12 protein-coding genes are annotated in these 17,910 nt (G+C 75.7%); 8 read left to right on the top strand and 4 right to left on the bottom strand.

All coding sequences use genetic code 11. The features are described 5' to 3' along the window. Positions 1–5 precede the first annotated feature (5 nt). Positions 6–2,468, bottom strand: coding sequence for a glycogen debranching protein GlgX (glgX, locus tag BJP59_RS11700; RefSeq protein ID WP_442861507.1), 2,463 nt, complete (start codon positions 2,466–2,468; stop codon positions 6–8). Between the two features lie 112 nt (positions 2,469–2,580). Here glgX and BJP59_RS11695 point away from each other — a divergent pair, with 112 nt between their 5' ends. The 3 genes from BJP59_RS11695 to BJP59_RS11685 all read left to right on the top strand — a co-directional run bounded on the left by BJP59_RS11695 (position 2,581) and on the right by BJP59_RS11685 (position 6,676). Then, positions 2,581–3,396: an electron transfer flavoprotein subunit beta/FixA family protein gene (locus BJP59_RS11695; protein ID WP_034655378.1), complete on the top strand. Its 816-nt coding sequence runs from the start codon at positions 2,581–2,583 to the stop codon at positions 3,394–3,396. A 13-nt stretch (positions 3,397–3,409) separates the two neighbouring features. Next, positions 3,410–4,417, top strand: a complete 1,008-nt coding sequence (locus BJP59_RS11690; RefSeq protein WP_194521000.1) for an electron transfer flavoprotein subunit alpha/FixB family protein — start codon at positions 3,410–3,412, stop codon at positions 4,415–4,417. A gap of 126 nt (positions 4,418–4,543) precedes the next feature. After that, positions 4,544–6,676, top strand: coding sequence for a PhoX family protein (locus tag BJP59_RS11685; protein ID WP_194520999.1), 2,133 nt, complete (start codon positions 4,544–4,546; stop codon positions 6,674–6,676). Between the two features lie 60 nt (positions 6,677–6,736). On the opposite strand, the gene BJP59_RS11680 is transcribed toward BJP59_RS11685, so the two are convergent. Beyond that, entirely contained in the window at positions 6,737–7,783 is a 1,047-nt protein-coding gene (locus BJP59_RS11680; protein ID WP_194520998.1) for an aminoglycoside phosphotransferase family protein, read from the bottom strand. A gap of 290 nt (positions 7,784–8,073) precedes the next feature. On the opposite strand from BJP59_RS11680, the gene BJP59_RS11675 reads away from it, so the two are divergent. Beyond that, positions 8,074–9,306: a cysteine desulfurase family protein gene (locus BJP59_RS11675; protein WP_194523035.1), complete on the top strand. Its 1,233-nt coding sequence runs from the start codon at positions 8,074–8,076 to the stop codon at positions 9,304–9,306. Beyond that, entirely contained in the window at positions 9,303–10,490 is a 1,188-nt protein-coding gene (gene mnmA, locus BJP59_RS11670; protein ID WP_194520997.1) for a tRNA 2-thiouridine(34) synthase MnmA, read from the top strand. The genes BJP59_RS11675 and mnmA overlap by 4 nt, the downstream gene beginning before the upstream one ends. On the opposite strand, the gene BJP59_RS11665 is transcribed toward mnmA, so the two are convergent. Next, positions 10,463–10,891: an ester cyclase gene (locus BJP59_RS11665; protein ID WP_194520996.1), complete on the bottom strand. Its 429-nt coding sequence runs from the start codon at positions 10,889–10,891 to the stop codon at positions 10,463–10,465. The genes mnmA and BJP59_RS11665 overlap by 28 nt on opposite strands. 149 nt (positions 10,892–11,040) lie before the next feature. On the opposite strand from BJP59_RS11665, the gene BJP59_RS11660 reads away from it, so the two are divergent. The 3 genes from BJP59_RS11660 to BJP59_RS11650 all read left to right on the top strand — a co-directional run bounded on the left by BJP59_RS11660 (position 11,041) and on the right by BJP59_RS11650 (position 15,524). Then, positions 11,041–12,093, top strand: coding sequence for a hypothetical protein (locus BJP59_RS11660; RefSeq protein ID WP_194520995.1), 1,053 nt, complete (start codon positions 11,041–11,043; stop codon positions 12,091–12,093). A 168-nt stretch (positions 12,094–12,261) separates the two neighbouring features. Beyond that, positions 12,262–13,050: an HAD family hydrolase gene (locus BJP59_RS11655; RefSeq protein WP_194520994.1), complete on the top strand. Its 789-nt coding sequence runs from the start codon at positions 12,262–12,264 to the stop codon at positions 13,048–13,050. Then, positions 13,047–15,524, top strand: coding sequence for a glycoside hydrolase family 65 protein (locus BJP59_RS11650; protein ID WP_043656207.1), 2,478 nt, complete (start codon positions 13,047–13,049; stop codon positions 15,522–15,524). The genes BJP59_RS11655 and BJP59_RS11650 overlap by 4 nt, the downstream gene beginning before the upstream one ends. A 93-nt stretch (positions 15,525–15,617) precedes the next feature. On the opposite strand, the gene BJP59_RS11645 is transcribed toward BJP59_RS11650, so the two are convergent. Continuing rightward, positions 15,618–17,831 carry a prolyl oligopeptidase family serine peptidase gene (locus BJP59_RS11645; RefSeq protein ID WP_194520993.1) on the bottom strand — a complete coding sequence of 738 codons (2,214 nt, stop codon included), beginning with the start codon at positions 17,829–17,831 and terminating at the stop codon, positions 15,618–15,620. Between the last annotated feature and the right edge of the window lie 79 nt (positions 17,832–17,910).

The raw sequence follows: 17,910 nt of genomic DNA, 5'->3' as shown, positions 1-17,910 counted from the left end.
CGGCTCTACCTCGGCGGGGTGGGGGAGACGTACACGCGCAGGCTCAGCGCCTCGAGCCCGACGACGTCGCCCGGGCGGGCGGCGCTCTCGCCCGGGGAGCGGTCCGGGTCGTCCGGGTGCTCCCAGTCGGAATCCCACACGAGCTCCCAGCGCTCGGGCTCGCCGCCCGCGGCGGCCCGCAGACCCGGGAGCGTCACGTCGACCGGGTCGAGCGCCCCGGTGAGCACGACGAGCACGTCGGCGTCGCCCGGTTCCGGGGCGGTGCGCAGCATCTGGAGCGTCCGGACGCCCGGGTCGTGCCACGCCCCGTGGTCGAGCGGTTCGCCGTCGGCGTCGAACCACGCCAGGTCGGGCACCGCCGTCGGGCGGGGGCCCTGGCCGCTGCCGGCCGCCGTGCCCGCCCCGGTGCCGCCCTCTCCACCGGCCGCCGTGCCGGCTGCCGCACCCGCCCCGGTGCCGCCTTCCCCACCGGCCCCCGTGCCGGCTGCCGCACCCGCCCCCGCACCGGACACCGCACCGCCGGGGCCGTCCGGCGCCGCCGGGCGCGGGCGGCCGGTGAAGAACGCGTCGGGGCGCAGCGCGGGGTGCTCGCGCCGCAGCGCGAGGAGGTGGCGCGCGGTGGCGAGCAGGTCCTTGCGCCACGGGGACAGGTCCCACGACACCCACGACGTCTCGTCGTCCTGCACGTAGGCGTTGTTGTTGCCGCGCTGGGTGCGGCCCATCTCGTCGCCCGCGGTGATCATCGGGGTGCCCGCGGCGAGCACGAGCGTCGCGAGGAGGTTGCGGATCGAGCGGCGCCGCAGCGGGGCGATCTCGACGCCGAGCCCGTCGAGCACGCCGCCCGCGGTGGCGTCCGGGGTGACGGGGCCCTCGAGCCCGTGGTTCCAGGACCGGTTGTCGTCCGTGCCGTCGCGGTTGTTCTCGCCGTTCGCGAGGTTGTGCTTGTGGTCGTAGGCCACGAGGTCGGCGAGCGTGAAGCCGTCGTGCGCGGTCACGTAGCTCACCGACGCGACCGGCCCGCGCACGAGCGGCGGGTCCGAGTGGCCGAACAGGTCGGCCGACCCCGCGAGGCGCGTCGCGAGGTCGCGCACGCCGTGCCCCGGGCGCCCGTGCGACGCCTCGCGCGCGTCCGCGAGCCAGAACTGGCGGGCCGCGTCGCGGAACCGGTCGTTCCACTCGGCGAGCGGCGGCGGGAACTGGCCGGTGCGCCAGCCGCCGGGGCCCACGTCCCACGGCTCGGCGACGAGCTTGAGCCCGCACAGCACCGGGTCGGTCTGGAGCGCGACGAGGAACGGGTGGTCCGGGTCGAACCCGGTCGCGCCGCGGCCCAGCGTCACGGCGAGGTCGAACCGGAAGCCGTCGACCCCGACGACCTCGGCCCAGTACCGCAGCGAGTCGAGCGCGGCCCGCACGACCGCGGGGCGGCGGAAGTCGAGCGAGTTGCCCGTCCCGGTGACGTCCGCGAGGCGCGCGGGCGTGCCGCCGTCGTGCAGGTAGTACCCGGCGTTGTCGAGGCCGCGCCACGACAGGTGGTACCCGTCAGCCCCGCCCTCGCACGTGTGGTTGTGCACGACGTCGAGCAGGACCTCGATCCCCGCCTCGTGCAGCAGGTGCACCATGCCGCGCACCTCGTCGAGCACGGCGGCCGGCCCGGCGTCCTGCGCGGCGCGCGTCGCGTACGCGGCGTGGGGCGCGAAGAACCCGAGCGTCGAGTAGCCCCAGTAGTTCGTGCGGCCGCTCGCGAGCAGGTGCGGCTCCGGCACGTTCGCGTGCACGGGGAGCAGCTCGACGGTGGTCACGCCGAGGCTCCGCAGGTGCTCGATCGTCACCGGGTGCGCGACGCCCGCGTACGTCCCGCGCAGGTGCTCGGGCAGCGCCTCCAGGCGCTGCGTGAGGCCGCGCACGTGCGCCTCGTAGACCACCGTGTCGCGCCACGGGACGCGGGGGCGGGGAGCGAGCGTCCCGGCCGGCTCGGCGACCACGACCGCGTGCGGGACGAACGGCAGCGAGTCGCGCGGGTCGGGCGCGCCGTACGGGTCGTCGCCGACCTGGCCGCGGATCGCCGGGTCGGCGACGAGCTCGCCCACGAGGCCCCGCGCGTACGGGTCGACGAGCAGCTTCGCCGGGTTGTGGCGCAGCCCGGCCGCGGGCTCCCACGGGCCGTGGACGCGGAAGCCGTAGCGCTGGCCGGGGCGGACGCCCGGGACGTGCGCGTGCCAGACGCCGTAGGCCGGCCCGGCGAGCGGGACCCGGCGCTCGCGGTAGCGCGCCGGGTCGTGCGCGGGCAGCGCCGGGTCGACGACGTCCACGAGGCACAGCTCGACGGCGGTCGCATGCGACGCGAGCACGGCGACGTCGACGCCGTCCCCGGCGGGGCGCACCCCGAGCGGCGGGACGAGGGCGTGCCGGTCGACGCTCCTCGGCGCGGTCGGCGGGGCGGGTCTCGGGTCGGGCGACGGCTCGTGCACCCGTCCATTGTGGCGGGTGTCACCGGCTCCTCCGGTCGCCCGCCGGTAGGCTTCGGCGGAGCGGGCCGGGTACCTCTCCGGCCGACCGCCCAGCGCACAGGGAGAGCAGCCGATGCGGATCGTCGTCGCCGTGAAGTACGTCCCGGACATCCACGCCGACCGGGGCTTCGAGGACGGCCGCGTGGTGCGCCGGGCCGACGAGGGCACGCTCAACGAGCTCGACGAGAACGCGGTCGAGGCCGCGCTGCGCCTCAAGGAGGCGCTGCCGGAGGCGGAGCGCGAGACCAGCGAGGTGGTCGTGCTCACCGTCGCGGGGCCGGACGCCGACGGCGCCGTGCGCCGCTCCTTCCAGCTCGGCGCGGACCGCGGCGTGCGCGTGAGCGACGACGCGATCGCGGGCTCCGACTACTTCGGCACCGCGCGGGTGCTCGCCGCCGCCGTGCGCCGCCTCGCGGACGAGGCCCCGGTGGACGTCGTCGTGACGGGCATGGCCGCGCTCGACGGCCTGGGCTCCGTCGTCCCGGCGCTCCTGTCGGCCGAGCTCGGCCTGCCGCAGCTCACGCTGGCCGGGAAGCTCGAGGTCGAGGGCGAGCCGGGCGCGCGCACCGCGCGCGTCACGCGCGAGCTCGACGGCGTCGAGGAGGTCCTCGAGGCGCCGCTGCCCGCCGTCGTGTCGGTCACCGACCACGCGAACGACCCGCGCATGCCCAACTTCAAGCTCATCATGGCGGCGCGCACGCGCCCCGTGGAGGCGTGGAGCCTCGCCGACCTCGGCGTCGACGCCGCGCTCGTCGGCGACGCCGGAGCCCGCACGCGCGTGCTCGACGCGTCGCCGCGGCCGCCGCGCCCCGACGCCGAGATCGTCGTCGACAAGGGCGAGGGCGGCCGCGCCCTCGCCGAGTTCCTCATCCGCAACGACCTGGTCTGAGAGGCGTCCGCACATGAGCACCCCCGGGGCCCGTACCGTCCTCGTCCTCCTCGACTCCGCGGCCACCGAGCTGCGGACGCCCGTGCTGGAGCTGATCACCCTCGGCCGCGCGCTCGGGCGCGTGGAGGCCGTCGCGCTCGAGGCGCCGAGCGTCGGCGTCCTCGCCCAGCTCGGCGCGCACGGCGTCGCGCTCGTGCGCCAGGCCGAGCCGTCGTCGGGCGGGGAGGTCGTCACCGGCGACGCGCTGCACCTGACGCCCGTCGTCGCCGAGGTCCTCGCCGCCGCCACGCGCGCGTCGCACGCCGACGCCGTCCTGCTGACGTCGTCGTTCCCGAACAAGGAGGCCGCGGCGCGCCTCGCGTTCCTCGCGGGCGCCGGCCTCGTCGTCGACGCCTCCGCGCTGCACGACGACGGCACCCACCTCGTGGCCGACAAGCGCGTCTTCGCGGGCTCGTGGGACGTGCGCAGCGAGATCCTCACCGACCCGGCGGTGCTGACGCTCCGCGCGAACTCGGTCGTGCCGCAGCCGGCGGACGCCGCCGTCGCGACCGAGGTCGAGGCGCTGCGCGTCGAGCTGACCCCGGCGGCGACCGCGGCGCGCGTCGTGTCCCGCACGGTCGACGCGTCCGCGGGCGCGGGGCGCCCCGCGCTCGGGGAGGCCGCGATCGTCGTGGCCGGGGGCCGCGGCACGAACGGCGACTTCGGCCCCGTCGTCGAGCTCGCCGACGCGCTCGGCGCCGCCGTGGGCGCGACGCGCGACGCCGTGTACGAGGGCTGGCACGACCAGTTCGTCGGGCAGACGGGCGTCACCGTGGCGCCGCGCCTGTACATCGGCGCGGGCATCTCGGGCGCTCCGCACCACCGCGGCGGCATGCAGGCCTCGCAGGTGATCGTCGCGGTGAACAACGACCCGGAGTGCCCGCTGTTCGAGATCTCGGACTTCGCGGTCGTCGGCGACCTCGCGGACGTGCTGCCGCAGGCGGCCGAGGTGCTGCGCGAGCACCGGGCGTCGCAGGGCTGAGCACCCGGCCGGCGCCGAGAGTTCACCCGGTGTCCTCCGGGCGGTGGCCGGCCGGTCATCGATCGTTCCTAGCGTCGGGCCGACTCCCCGGTGACGGGGAGGCCCCCCGACCCGTGGAGACGACCGATGACGATCACGCCTGCCCCTGAGCATCGCCCCCTGCTCTCCGTCGCGCCGCACGCGCGCGGCAAGCGCAGCCCCGTCACCTGCCGGCTGAAGTGCGCGGACGCGTGCTCGCACCCGGTCCCCAACGAGAGCGCGAACGAGACGTTCCGCGACGTGGTCGCGGGCGCGCTGTCGCGCCGCGCGCTGCTCGGCGGGCTCGCGGTGGGAGCCGCGGCCGTCGTGCTCGGCGCGCAGACCGTCGCCGCGCCGCCCGCCGCCGCCCAGGGCGTCGTGGCGCACGGCGGCCACGGTGGTGGCCGCCCGCAGAAGGGTCTCGCGTTCGGCGCGATCTCGCCCCAGCCCGCGACGCGCGACGCGCTCGTCGTCCCCGAGGGCTACCGGTGGCGCCCGGTGATCCGCTGGGGCGACCCGATCCTGCGCGGCGGTGCGCCGTTCGACGTCTCGCGCCAGACCCCGGAGCAGCAGGCGCGGCAGTTCGGCTACAACAACGACTACCTCGACATCCTGCCGTTCGAGCGCCAGCACGCCCTCGCCGGCGGCCGTGGCGCGGGCAAGGGGCCGGGCCGGGGGACGCGCGGGCTGCTCGTCGCGAACCACGAGTACACGAACCCGGCGATCATGTTCGACGCCTCGTACGACGCCCCGACCCGCCGCGCGATCGAGCGCGCGGCGCACGGCATGTCCGTCGTCGAGGTGCGCCGTCGTCGGACCGGGACGCCGTGGGACTACGTGGCCGACAGCCGGTACAACCGCCGGGTGCACCTCGGGACCGAGTTCCGCCTCACCGGGCCCGTCGCGGGGTCGGACCTCGTCAGGACGGTCGCCGACCCGTCGGGGACGCGCGTGCTCGGCACGCTCAACAACTGCGCGGGCGGCACGACCCCGTGGGGCACCGTGCTCTCGGGCGAGGAGAACTACAACGGGTACTTCCGCACGTCGGGCACGGGCCACGACGCGCGCTACGGCCTGCGCGACGCCGCGACCGGGTACGGGTGGGAGCTCGACGACCCGCGGTTCGACGCCCGCAACCCCGGGTACGAGAACGAGCCGAACCGGTTCGGCTGGATCGTCGAGATCGACCCGTACGCGCCCGACGAGCCGCCGGTGAAGCACACCGCGCTCGGCCGGTTCAAGCACGAGGGCGCCAACGTGATCCTCTCGCGCCGGGGGAACGCGGTCGCGTACATGGGCGACGACGAGCGCTTCGACTACGTGTACAAGTTCGTCTCGTCGCGCACGATGCGCCCGGGGAACAGCGAGGGCGCGCGCCGCCACAACAAGACGCTGCTCACCGAGGGCTCGCTGTACGTCGCGCGGTTCCGCGGCGACTCGCCGGCGTCCGAGATCGACGGCTCGGGCGCGGTGCCGTCCGACGGCGCGTTCGACGGCCGGGGCGAGTGGGTCCCGCTCGTCGTCGACGGGCGCAGCGAGGTCGAGGGCATGACCGTCGAGGAGGTGCTCGTCTACACGCGCGTCGCGGCCGACAAGGTCGGGGCGACGAAGATGGACCGCCCCGAGGACGTCGAGCCCAACCCGGTCACGGGTCGCGTCTACGTCGCGTGCACCAACAACACCGCGCGCGGGCCGGCGGCGGCCGAGGCCGCGACCGAGCCGAACCCGCGCAACACCAACCGCGACGGGCACGTCGTGGAGATCGTCGAGGACCGCGACGACGCCGCGTCGCTGACGTTCCGCTGGAACCTGCTGCTCGTCGCGGGCGACCCCGCGACGAACACCTCCACCTACTTCTCGGGCTACCCGAAGGAGAAGGTCTCCCCGATCTCCTGCCCGGACAACCTCGCGTTCGACGCCGAGGGCAACCTGTGGATCTCGACCGACGGCCAGCCGAGCACGATCCAGAAGTGCGACGGGCTGTTCAAGGTCACGCTCGACGGCCGCGAGCGCGGGCGGGTCGAGCAGTTCCTCTCGGTGCCGCGCGGCGCCGAGACGTGCGGGCCCGTCGTGGACTCGGCGGACCGCATGGTCTACGTCGCGGTGCAGCACCCCGGCGAGGACGGGACGTTCGACGCGCAGGTTTCGCACTTCCCGGACTACCTCACGCCGGGCGCCCCGGTGCCGCCGGGAGCCTTCGCCGGGCCGCGGCCCGCGGTCGTGCAGGTCTGGCAGGACTGACGCCCGGGCCCCACGCCACGACGGCCCCGGCGCCACGACGGCGCCGGGGCCGTCACGCGCTCAGAGCCCGAGCTGCTCCAGCCACGCGACGGCCGCGACGCCCTGGGCACGCTGGAACGGTCGCAGGCGAGGGATGGTCGGGATCGCGGGCTGCCGCGCGGAGTGCAGAAAGTACCCGGCGATCCCCGCGACGACGGCGCGCAGGTCCGTGGGGTGCACGTCCTGGCCGAGCGGGTGCGCGGCGAACGTCGCAGCCGCCCAGGCGCCCCCGCGTGCGCGTCGCGCCGGGTCGGCGCTCACGGTGACGGGCTCGCACACGTCCCGGACGCCCTGCATGACGACGCTCGGCAGGAGCATCGCGAGGTCGAGCCACGCGGCGCCGCGCGACGCGTACGGCCAGTCGACGAGGTACACCTTCTCCGGGGTCAGCAGCACGTTGTCGGCGCGCAGGTCGCCGTGCACGAACGACTCGCCCTCGCACGCGACGAGCGCCCCGCGCTCGGCCTCGGCGAGCGCGTCGAGGTGCGTCGCGGCCCAGGGCGCGAGCGTGGCGAGGCCGGGGTCGGGGTGCGCGCGCAGGGCCCGCCAGCCGGTCGCCATGTCGGCGAAGTCGGGGCCGGTCGGCGGCAGGCGCATCGCCCGGGCGCCGGGCACGGACGCGACGTGGACGAGCGCCGCGAGCACGCGGTCGAGCTCGTCCGGGTCCCACGGCGTGCCGGGCGAGCGCCCGTCGACCGCCTCGTACGCGAGGGCGACCCAGTCGCCGTCGCCGTGGCCCCACGCGAAGCGCGGCGCCGGGACCGCGCGGGGCAGTCGCGTCGCGACCTTCGCCTCGGCGCGGTGCAGGTCGGCGGCCACGGGCTCGTCGGCGGTCCGAGCGGCCTTGACGAAGAGGCGGCTGCCGTCGTCGAGCGTGAGGACGGACGCGAGCCCCGGGCTGAACCCCGCCGGGACCGACCGCTCGTGCACGACCCTGCCCCCGGCGACCGCCTCCAGCTCGTCGCGCAGCGCGAGCGGCAGGTCGGCCCAGCGCAGGCGTCGGCCGCCCGAGGCGACCGGGACGTCCCCGGCGGCCTCGACGGCGGGCGGCGCGACGTCGTCGGGCATCGAGAGGCCACTTCCCCTGTCGGTGGCTGGACGGTCCCGCCCGCGGCACGTTCCCGTCCCGCGGCGACGTGTGGCGCGCGACGGCGGTCCTGCGACCAGGGCGAGCACCCGGCGACGGCCGGGCGTAGATGCCCACAACCTAGCGGTTTCCGCCGGGATGTCCAGCGCCGCCCACCCCTCGGACCGCGAGTGTCGCCCCGCGGTTCGTAGACTGGGTGACCGTGACCCCTGCTCCCGGCCCCGTGACCGGCGCCCGCCCCGGCGCGCACGGTGGGCCGACCCCCGTCCCCGTGACGGCGTACCTCGACCACGCCGCCACGACGCCGCTGTCCCCGGCGGCGCGCGACGCGTTCGTCGACGAGCTGACCCGCACGGGCAACCCGTCGTCGCTGCACGCCGCGGGGCGCGCCGCGCGGCGCACGGTCGAGGAGGCGCGCGAGTCGGTCGCCGCCGCGCTCGGCGCGCGACCGAGCGAGGTCGTCTTCACGGCGGGCGGCACGGAGGCCGACAACCTCGCGGTCAAGGGCCTGTTCTGGGGCCGCCGCACGACCGACCCGGGCCGGCGGCGCATCGTCGTGTCCGCCGTCGAGCACCACGCGGTGCTCGACCCCGCGTTCTGGATGGCGGAGCACGCGGGCGCCGAGATCGTCCTGCTGCCCGTGGACGCCGAGGGGCGCGTGGACCTCGCCGCCCTGCGCGCCGAGATCGCGGAGCACGCGGACGAGATCGCCCTGATCTCCGTCATGTGGGCCAACAACGAGGTGGGGACGTTGCAGCCCGTGCCGGAGGTCGTGCAGCTCGCGCGCCCGCACGGCATCCCGGTGCACTCCGACGCCGTGCAGGCCGTCGGGCAGGTGCCGGTCGACTTCGCCGCGAGCGGTCTCGACGCGATGACCGTCTCCGGGCACAAGCTCGGCGGCCCGGTCGGCGTCGGCGCGCTCGTCGCCCGGCGCGACGCCCCGCTCACGCCCGTGCTGCACGGCGGCGGCCAGGAGCGCGGCGTGCGCTCGGGGACGCTCGACGCCCCCGCGATCCGCGCGTTCGGCGTCGCGGTCACCGAGGCGGTCGCGCACCGGGCCGAGCGGGCCGCGCACCTCGCCGCGCTGCGCGACGAGCTCGTCGCGGGCGTGCGCGAGCGCGTCCCGGACGCCGTGCTCAGCGGACCCGAGCCCGGCGCGCACGACGACGTCGACCGCCTTCCCGGCAACGCGCACTTCACCTTCCCCGGGGCCGAGGGCGACTCCCTGCTCTACCTGCTCGACTCCGCGGGCGTGCAGGCCTCGACCGGCTCGGCGTGCCAGGCCGGCGTGCCGCAGCCGTCGCACGTCCTGCTCGCCATGGGCGTCCCCGAGGCGGACGCGCGGGGTGCGCTCCGCTTCTCGCTCGGCGTGACGTCGACGCGCGACGACGTCGCGCGCCTCCTCGACGCCCTGCCCCGAGCCGTCGAGCGCGCCCGGGCCGCGGGCCTCGCGTCGAGCCCGGCGCGCACGCGCGTCACGAGCCCCACGGGAGGTGCCGCGTGAGGGTCCTGGCCGCCATGTCGGGCGGCGTCGACTCGGCCGTCGCCGCGGCGCTCGCGGTCGAGGCCGGGCACGAGGTGGTCGGCGTGCACATGGCGCTCTCGCGCGATCGCGACCAGTTCCGCACCGGCTCGCGCGGGTGCTGCTCGATCGAGGACGCGGGGGACGCGCGGCGCGCGGCCGACGTGCTCGGCATCCCGTACTACGTGTGGGACCTCTCCGAGCGGTTCGAGGACACGGTGGTCGCCGACTTCCTCGCGGAGTACGAGGCCGGGCGCACCCCCAACCCGTGCGTGCGCTGCAACGAGCACATCAAGTTCGAGGCGCTGCTCGACAAGGCGACCGCGCTCGGGTTCGACGCCGTCGCGACGGGCCACTACGCGCGCGTCGAGACGCGGGAGGTCCCCGACGTGTCAGCGCCGGACGGGGTGCGCACGGTGCGCGAGCTGCACCGCTCCCCGAACACGGCGAAGGACCAGTCGTACGTCCTCGCGGTCATGGGTCCCGAGCGGCTCGCGCGGGCGATCTTCCCGCTCGGCGGCTTCGCGTCCAAGGACGAGGTGCGCGCCGAGGCGGCGCGGCGGGGTCTGTCGGTCTCCGCGAAGCCCGACTCCTACGACATCTGCTTCGTCGCCGACGGCGACACCCAGGGCTTCCTGCGCGCGCGCCTCGGCGCACGGCCGGGGGAGATCGTCGACGCGGAGGGCACGGTGCTCGGCGAGCACGACGGCGCCTACGCGTACACGGTCGGGCAGCGCAAGGGGCTCGGGATCGACCGCCCCGCGCCCGACGGCCGCCCGCGCTACGTGCTCGACGTCCAGCCCGCGAGCAACCGGGTGGTCGTCGGCCCGGCCGAGCTGCTGAGCGTCGACCGGATCGAGGCGGGTGCCGCCGTGTGGTTCGACGACGCATGCCCGCCCGCGGGCGAGGCGGCCGACGTCGAGGTGCAGGTGCGTGCGCACGGTGCGCCCGTCCCCGCGCGCGTGCGCGCCGTCCCGGGCGGGTCGATCGAGGTCGAGCTCACGGGCACGCCGCTCCGGGGCGTCGCGGCCGGTCAGTCGCTCGTCGTCTACGCCGGCCCGCGCGTGCTCGGGCAGGGCACGGTCGACCGGGCGTACCGGGCCGGCCGAGGCTCCGGCGCCCCGCGCGAGCCGGGGGCTCAGCCGACGCCGACGGCCGTCGGGTGAGCGAGCGCCCGCACGAGCGCCGACTCGTCGCGCACGCACCAGTGCTCGGCCGCGCGCCCCTCGGTGAAGCGCAGCACGTGCATCTCGCGCACGCGGAAGCGGCGGCCCGTCGGCGCGACGCCGCGGAAGTAGCCGGTGTGCCGTGCGCTGAGCTCGACGTGCAGCGCCACGAGGTCGCCCTCCGCGACCGCGTGCAGCACCTCGACGTGCTGGTCCTCGAACGCGTCCGCGTACCAGTGCATGGTCGCGACGAGGCCCTCGTCGCCGCCGTCGCCGCCCGGTGCCGCGTCGTGGTTGCGGAAGCCCGGCGCGAGCAGCGCCGCGACGGCGTCGGCGTGGTTGCCCGGGATCGCGTGCGTGTGCACGGCGACGGCGGCGGCCTTGTTCTCGTGCGTGCCCATGGCGGGGTCCTTCCGCGGGACGGCCGTGCGGCCCCCGGACCCCGGCGGGGTCACGGCACGGCTCGGTGTTCCGGTGTGCTCCTGGAGAGAGGTGGACGGCTCGTGGTTCGTGACGAGGTGCGTGGCACGTGTGCACGCGAGGGCGTGGCGTGACGGCGGTGAGCGGCCTCGGGCCGTGGCCCGGGGGCGAGGGCGCGGACGTCCTGGAAGCACAGCTCACGGTGCTCGGCGACCTCGCCGCCGTGCCGACGGGCGTGCGGGGGGTGCCGTTCCTCGTCCAGCTCCCGGGCCGCGGGCCCGGCGCCGACGCGACGGGGCGGACGGCGGCGCTGCTGCCCGGGCTGCCCGTCGAGCTCGGCCCCCACGGCTGGAAGCTCGCGGACCACGGCGGCGCGGACCTGCGCCGCGCGGAGGCGTACCTGCGCGAGGACGTGGAGGCGCTCACCATCGCGGGCGCCGGGTACGCGGGGCCGCTCGCCGTCACGGTCATCGGGCCGTGGACGCTCGCCGCCGAGGTGTACCTCGCGCGCGGCGACCGCGTGCTGTCCGACCGTGGCGCGGTGCGCGAGGTCGTCGAGGCGCTCGCCGCGGGCGTGGCCGAGCATGTCGCGCAGGTGCGCCGTCAGGTCCCGGGGGCGGACGTCGTCGTGCAGGTGGACGAGCCGCTGCTCGCGCAGGTGGGCGCGGGCGTGCTGCCCACGTTCTCGGGCTACTCGCGCCTGCGCGCCGTCCCCGGCCCGGACCTCGTGGACGGGCTGCGCCCGGTGCTCGACGCCGCGCGCGCCGCGTCCGCGTCGACGGTCGTCCACGTGGGCCCCGCCTGGGTGGGCGTCGCGCCGGTCGTCCTCGCGGGCGCCGACGCGGTCGGTCTGACGCTCGGCGCGTGGGACGAGCGGTCCTGGGAGACGGTCGCGCGCGCGGTCGAGCGCGGCGTGCGCCTCTGGGCCGCGCTGCCGCCCGCGAAGGTCTCGCAGTGCGCGGGGCCGGCGCTGGGCGAGCTCGCCGACCTCGTCAGCGTGCCGTGGCGCCGCATCGGGCTCGGGCTGCCCGCGCTCGACGACGTGACGCTCCTCGGCGCGCCGCGGTCCGGCGTCGGGGGTGACCTCGGTGGCGGGGTCGCCGGCACGCCCGACGAGCACCGCGCGCTGCTCGCGAACCTCGGCCGCGTCGCCGACGTCCTGGCCGAGCGCGCCCACGCCTGAGCGTCGCCCGGACACGCCCGGAGCGCTTTCCGCGCACGGCTCCGGGTGCGTACGCTTGACCTCGCGCGACGGTCACGACGGCGACGTGCGGACGGCCGTCCCGCGGCCTCCGGACGGCGCGGGAACGGCCGGGCGCAGACCCTCGTCCCCCCACCGCGAAGGATCTCCATGCCCGTCCTGCGAGCCGTGCTGTTCGACCTCGACGGCGTCCTCACGCCGACCGCCGAGCTCCACATGCGCGCCTGGGAACGGCTGTTCGCGCCCTACTGCGCCGCGCACGGCCTCGCCCCGTACACCGCCGCGGACTACTTCGCGTCGATCGACGGGAAGCCGCGGTACGACGGCGTCGCGACGTTCCTCGCGTCGCGGGGCGTCACGCTGCCGCGCGGCGAGGTCACGGACGCGCCGGGGGAGTCCACCGTGTGCGCGCTCGGCAACCGCAAGGACGAGATCGTCAACCGCATGTTCGCCGAGGAGGGCATCGCGCCGTACCCGGGCTCGGTCCGGTTCCTCGACGCCGTGACCGCGGCGGGCGCGGCGGTCGCCGTCGTGTCGTCGTCGCGCAACACGCCCGCCGTCCTCGCGGCGGCCGGGCTCACGCACCGGTTCGCGGTCGTCGTGGACGGGAACGTCGCGGCGCGCGAGCACGTCGCCGGCAAGCCCGCACCGGACACGTACCTGTACGCGGCGCAGCTGCTCGACGTCCCCGCCGCGGAGGCCGTCGTCGTGGAGGACGCGCTCTCGGGCGTGCAGGCCGGTGCGGCCGGCGGGTTCGGGCTCGTGCTCGGCGTCGACCGCGGGGTGGGCGCGGACGCGCTGCTCGCGCACGGGGCCGACGTCGTCGTGGCCGACCTCGGCGAGCTCGACGCGACGGTCCTCGACCGTCCTCGCGAGGCGACCGCCGACGCCGTCCGTCCCGCCGTGACCGCCCCCGCCGACGAGGAGGCGGGCGCGTGATCCGCCGGACCGCCGACGAGCGCGGCACCGTCGACCGCCTGCGCTTCCCGGCCGACCCGTGGCGGCTCGTCGAGTCGCAGTTCTCCGCGGAGGACCTGGGGGTCACCGAGACGCTGTTCGCCGTCGCGAACGGCTACCTCGGCATGCGCGGCAACGTCGAGGAGGGCCGCGAGTCCCACTCGCACGGCACGTTCGTCAACGGCTTCCACGAGACGTGGCCCATCCGGCACGCGGAGGAGGCGTACGGCTTCGCGCGCGTCGGGCAGACGATCGTCAACGTCCCGGACGCCAAGGTCATCCGCCTCTACGTGGACGACGAGCCCCTCCTGCTGCCCGTCGCGGACCTCATCGACTACGAGCGCTCGCTCGACCTCCAGGACGGCGTCCTGCGCCGCGAGCTGCTGTGGCGCACGCCGTCGGGCAAGCGTGTGCAGATCCGCTCGCAGCGCATGGTGTCGTTCGTCGAGCGCCACCTCGCCGTCATGACGTTCGAGGTCACGCTGCTCGACGCGGCCGCGCCCGTCGCGATCTCGTCCCAGATCCTCAACCGCCAGGACGGCCAGGACGAGTACCACGTCCGGTCCGCGTCGCTGGGGGAGGGTTTCGACCCGCGCAAGACGAACCAGTTCACCGGCCGGGTGCTGCAGCCGCAGACGCAGTTCGGCGACGACGAGCGCCTCGTGCTGTCCTACCGCTGCACCAACTCCGGCATGACGCTCGCCGTCGCGGCCGACGACCTGCTCGAGACCGAGAACGAGTGGGACGTGCGCACGCTCGCCGAGGACGACCTCGCGAAGCACGTGTTCCGCGTGCACGCCGAGCCCGGGCGGCCCATCCGGCTCACCAAGCTCGTCGCGTACCACACGTCGCGCGGCGTGCCGTCGCGCGAGCTCGTCGACCGCTGCCGGCGCACGCTCGACCGGGCGCGCGAGACCGGCGTCGAGGCCCAGCTCGCGCTCCAGCGCGAGTGGCTCGACGACTTCTGGGCCCGCTCCGACGTCGAGATCCCCGGCCAGCCGGGCGTCCAGCAGGCCGTGCGCTGGAACCTGTTCCAGCTCGCGCAGGCCACGGCGCGCGCCGAGGGCAACGGCGTCCCCGCGAAGGGCCTCACCGGCTCCGGGTACAGCGGGCACTACTTCTGGGACACCGAGATCTACGTCCTGCCGTTCCTCACGTACACGAGCCCGCGGTACGCGCGCAACGCGCTGCGCTTCCGCTACCAGATGCTCGACGCCGCCCGGCGCCGCGCCGCGGAGCTGTCGCAGAAGGGCGCGCTCTTCCCCTGGCGCACGATCAACGGCGAGGAGGCGTCCGCCTACTACGCGGCCGGGACGGCGCAGTACCACATCGACGCCGACGTGAGCTACGCGCTCGTGCAGTACGTGCGCGCGACGGGCGACGAGGACTTCCTGCGCCGCGAGGCCGCCGACATCCTCGTCGAGACCGCGCGCATGTGGGAGGACCTCGGCTTCTGGCGCGCCAACGGCGACGACAACTTCCACATCCACGGCGTCACCGGGCCGGACGAGTACACGACCGTCGTCAACGACAACCTCTTCACGAACGTCATGGCGCGCTTCAACCTTCGCGCCGCGGCATACGTCGTCGAGCGCATGAAGGCCGACCACCCCGAGGACTACGCGCGTCTCGTGGACCGGCTCTCGCTCGGCGCGTACGAGGCCGCGGAGTGGGTCCGCGCGGCCGACCACATGTCGATCCCGTACGCCGAGAGCATCGGCATCCACCCGCAGGACTCGCACTTCCTCGAGCGCGAGATCTGGGACCTCGCGCACACGCCCGAGGACAAGCGGCCCCTCCTGCTGCACTACCACCCGCTCGTCATCTACCGCTACCAGGTGCTCAAGCAGGCCGACGTCGTGCTCGCGCTGTTCCTCCAGGGGCAGCACTTCAGCGCCGAGGAGAAGCTCGCCGACTTCGAGTACTACGACCCGTTGACCACGGGCGACTCGACGCTCTCGGGCGTCGTGCAGTCCATCGTCGCGGCCGAGGTGGGCTACCACGAGCTCGCGCTCGAGTACTTCGTGTCGTCGATCTTCGTCGACCTCGCGAACCTGCACGCCAACGCGTCCGACGGCGTGCACGTCGCGTCCGCGGGCGGCACGTGGTCCGCGCTCGCGTACGGGTTCGGCGGCATGCGCGACTCCGAGGGCGACCTCACGTTCGACCCGCGCCTGCCCCAGGAGTGGGAGTCGCTCACGTTCCGCGTGCAGTGGCGCGGCTCGCGGCTGCGCGTCACCGTGCTGCCCGACGCGATCGAGCTCGACGCCGAGACCGGCGACGGCGCGCAGGTCGTCGTGCGGGGCGAGCAGGTGAAGGTCGTCCCGGGCGAGGTCGCGCGCGTCGCGCTCGACGGCCAGGGCCCGGTCAGGCCGGGCCGCCCGAGCCTGCGCGCCCTCTCCGGCAACCGCCGCGAGGACGGCACCCTCATCACCGCGACGGTGCCGCACTCCTGAGGCCCGCCCGCACCTCGCCGACCAGGTGGTCCTGGCGCGTCCGGTCTCGCGGACGCACCAGGACCACCTGCTCGGCCCGGGGGGAGCGCCCGGTCAGCCGAGGCGCTCGGCGAGGAAGCGGTAGTGCACCGCGGCCATGTGCGCGGCCTGGGCGTTGTTCGCGGCGCCGCCGTGGCCGCCCTCGATGTTCTCGTAGTACGTGACGTCCTTGCCCTCGCCGAGCATCTTCGCGGCGAGCTTGCGCGCGTGGCCCGGGTGGACGCGGTCGTCCTTGGTCGACGTCGTGAACAGCACGGGCGGGTACTCGCGCTCGGCGTCGAACAGGTGGTACGGCGAGAACGTGCGGATGAACTCCCACTGCTCGGGGTCGTCCGGGTCGCCGTACTCCGCGGCCCACGACGCCCCCGCGAGGAGCTTCGTGTAGCGACGCATGTCGAGCAGGGGCACGCCGACGATCACGGCGCCGAAGAGCTCGGGGTACTGCGTCAGCATGTTGCCGGCGAGCAGGCCGCCGTTGGAGCGGCCCTCCATCCCGAGGTGCTCGGGCGTGGTGATCCCGCGGGCCACGAGGCCGCGCGCGACGGCGGCGAAGTCCTCGTAGGCGCGGTGCCGGTTCGCCTTGAGCGCGGCCTGGTGCCAGGCGGGCCCGTACTCGCCGCCGCCACGGATGTTCGCGACGACGTAGACGCCGCCCTGCGACAGCCACGCGCGGCCGAGCGCGCCGGAGTACGCGGGCGTGAGCGAGATCTCGAAGCCGCCGTACCCGTACAGGAGCGTGGGCGCGGTACCGGTTCCGCTGCCGCCGTCGCCCGCCCCCGCGACGAGGTCCGCGCGGCCCACGACGAAGTACGGCACGCGCGTGCCGTCGTCGGACGTGGCGAAGTGCTGCGCGACCGTCATGCCGTCGGCGTCGAAGAAGGCGGGGTTGGACTTGACGACCTCGGGCGCGCACGCGTCGCCCGGGTGCTCGCCGAGCGACAGCAGCGAGAGGGTCGTCGGCGTGAGGTAGTCGGTCGTGACGAGCCAGAGGTCGTCGGTGTCGACGGGGTCGACGGCCCCGACGGCGACCGTGCCCAGCGCGGGCAGGCCCGGGATCTCCGAGCGCACCCACGGCGCGTCCGCGGCCTCCTGCCCGACGGCGCCACCGGCGTCCGGCGGCGTCAGCACGTGCAGCCGGTTCTTCACGTCGTCGAGCACGTTGACGACGAGGTGGTGGCGCGTCCACGTGGCGCCGGCGAGGGAGGTCGTCGCCGTCGGCTCGAAGAGCACGGTGAAGCCGCGGTCGCCCGCGAGGAAGTCGTCGAACCGGGCCGCGAGGAGCGACCCGGCGCGGTACGTCGTGCCGCCGACGGTCCAGTCGTCGCGCAGCTCGACGAGCAGCCACTCGCGCCGCACGCCGACCTCGGCGGAGTCGGGGACGTCGATCTTCGTCAGGCGCTGCTCGGGCGTGCCGGCGCGCTCGGCGAGGTAGAGCTCGTCGGAGTAGAACGCCTTGGAGCGGTGCACGAAGTCGCGCTCGAACCCGGGCGTGTGCGAGCGCCAGGCGGAGATGTACATGTCCTCGTCGGTGCCCTCGTAGACGGTCACCGCGGCGTCGAGCAGGGTGCCGCGCGTCCAGCGCTTGACCACGCGCGGGTACCCGGACGGCGTGAGCGTGCCCTCGCCGAAGTCGGTGAAGACGTAGACGGTGTCGGCGTCGATCCAGCCGAGCGAGCCCTTGGCCTCGGCGCGGTGGAAGCCGCCGTCCTCCGGCGCGACGAACCGCTTCTCCACGAGGTCGAACTCGCGCGTGACGTCGGCGTCGGAGCCGCCGGGGGAGAGCTCGACGAGCGCGTGCCGCCAGGGCTCGCCCGCGGCGAGCTGCTCCGGCGTCGGGCGCAGGACGCTCGCGCCGTGCCAGACCCACGACTCGCCCTCGGCCGCGGCGAGCGCGTCGAGGTCGAGGACGGTCTCCCACTCCGGGTCGTCGGTGCGGTAGGACTCGAGCGTCGTGCGCCGCCAGACGCCGCGCTCGTGCTGCGCGTCGCGCCAGAAGTTGTAGTACCGGTCGCCGATCTTCGACACCTCGGGGATCTTCGCGTCGGAGTCGAGCACCTCGCGGATCGCGCGCTCGGTGGCGGCGAACTCGCCGGCGGTCTCGAGCGTGTCGGCGACCTCGGCGTTGCGGGCGCGGACCCAGGCCAGCGCCTCGTCGCCCTCGACGTCCTCGAGCCAGAGGTACGGGTCGTGGGGGGTGCCGTCCGGTCGGTCGGTCGCGGCGCGGCTCTCGGTCGCGGGCGAGGGGCTCGTCGTCTGCTCGGCGGTCATGGTCACCCACCCTACGGCGCGCGGGCCGTGGTGCGGAGGTCACGAGGAGGCGGGGACCTTCGGCCCGCATCGGGGCCGG

Origin of the sequence: Cellulosimicrobium sp. JZ28, from assembly GCF_015327065.1 — a bacterium.
In the GTDB taxonomy this organism is placed as follows: domain Bacteria; phylum Actinomycetota; class Actinomycetes; order Actinomycetales; family Cellulomonadaceae; genus Cellulosimicrobium; species Cellulosimicrobium funkei.
This window is presented reverse-complemented; position numbering and strand designations above follow the sequence as displayed.

Excerpts from the sequence above, each read along its gene's own strand:
- BJP59_RS11695 (WP_034655378.1), top strand. The coding sequence starts at position 2,581 with ATGCGGATCGTCGTCGCCGTGAAGTACGTCCCGGACATCCACGCCGAC.
- BJP59_RS11690 (WP_194521000.1), top strand. The coding sequence starts at position 3,410 with ATGAGCACCCCCGGGGCCCGTACCGTCCTCGTCCTCCTCGACTCCGCG.
- BJP59_RS11685 (WP_194520999.1), top strand. The coding sequence starts at position 4,544 with ATGACGATCACGCCTGCCCCTGAGCATCGCCCCCTGCTCTCCGTCGCG.
- BJP59_RS11680 (WP_194520998.1), bottom strand. The coding sequence starts at position 7,783 with ATGCCCGACGACGTCGCGCCGCCCGCCGTCGAGGCCGCCGGGGACGTC.
- BJP59_RS11665 (WP_194520996.1), bottom strand. The coding sequence starts at position 10,891 with ATGGGCACGCACGAGAACAAGGCCGCCGCCGTCGCCGTGCACACGCAC.
- BJP59_RS11655 (WP_194520994.1), top strand. The coding sequence starts at position 12,262 with ATGCCCGTCCTGCGAGCCGTGCTGTTCGACCTCGACGGCGTCCTCACG.
- BJP59_RS11645 (WP_194520993.1), bottom strand. The coding sequence starts at position 17,831 with ATGACCGCCGAGCAGACGACGAGCCCCTCGCCCGCGACCGAGAGCCGC.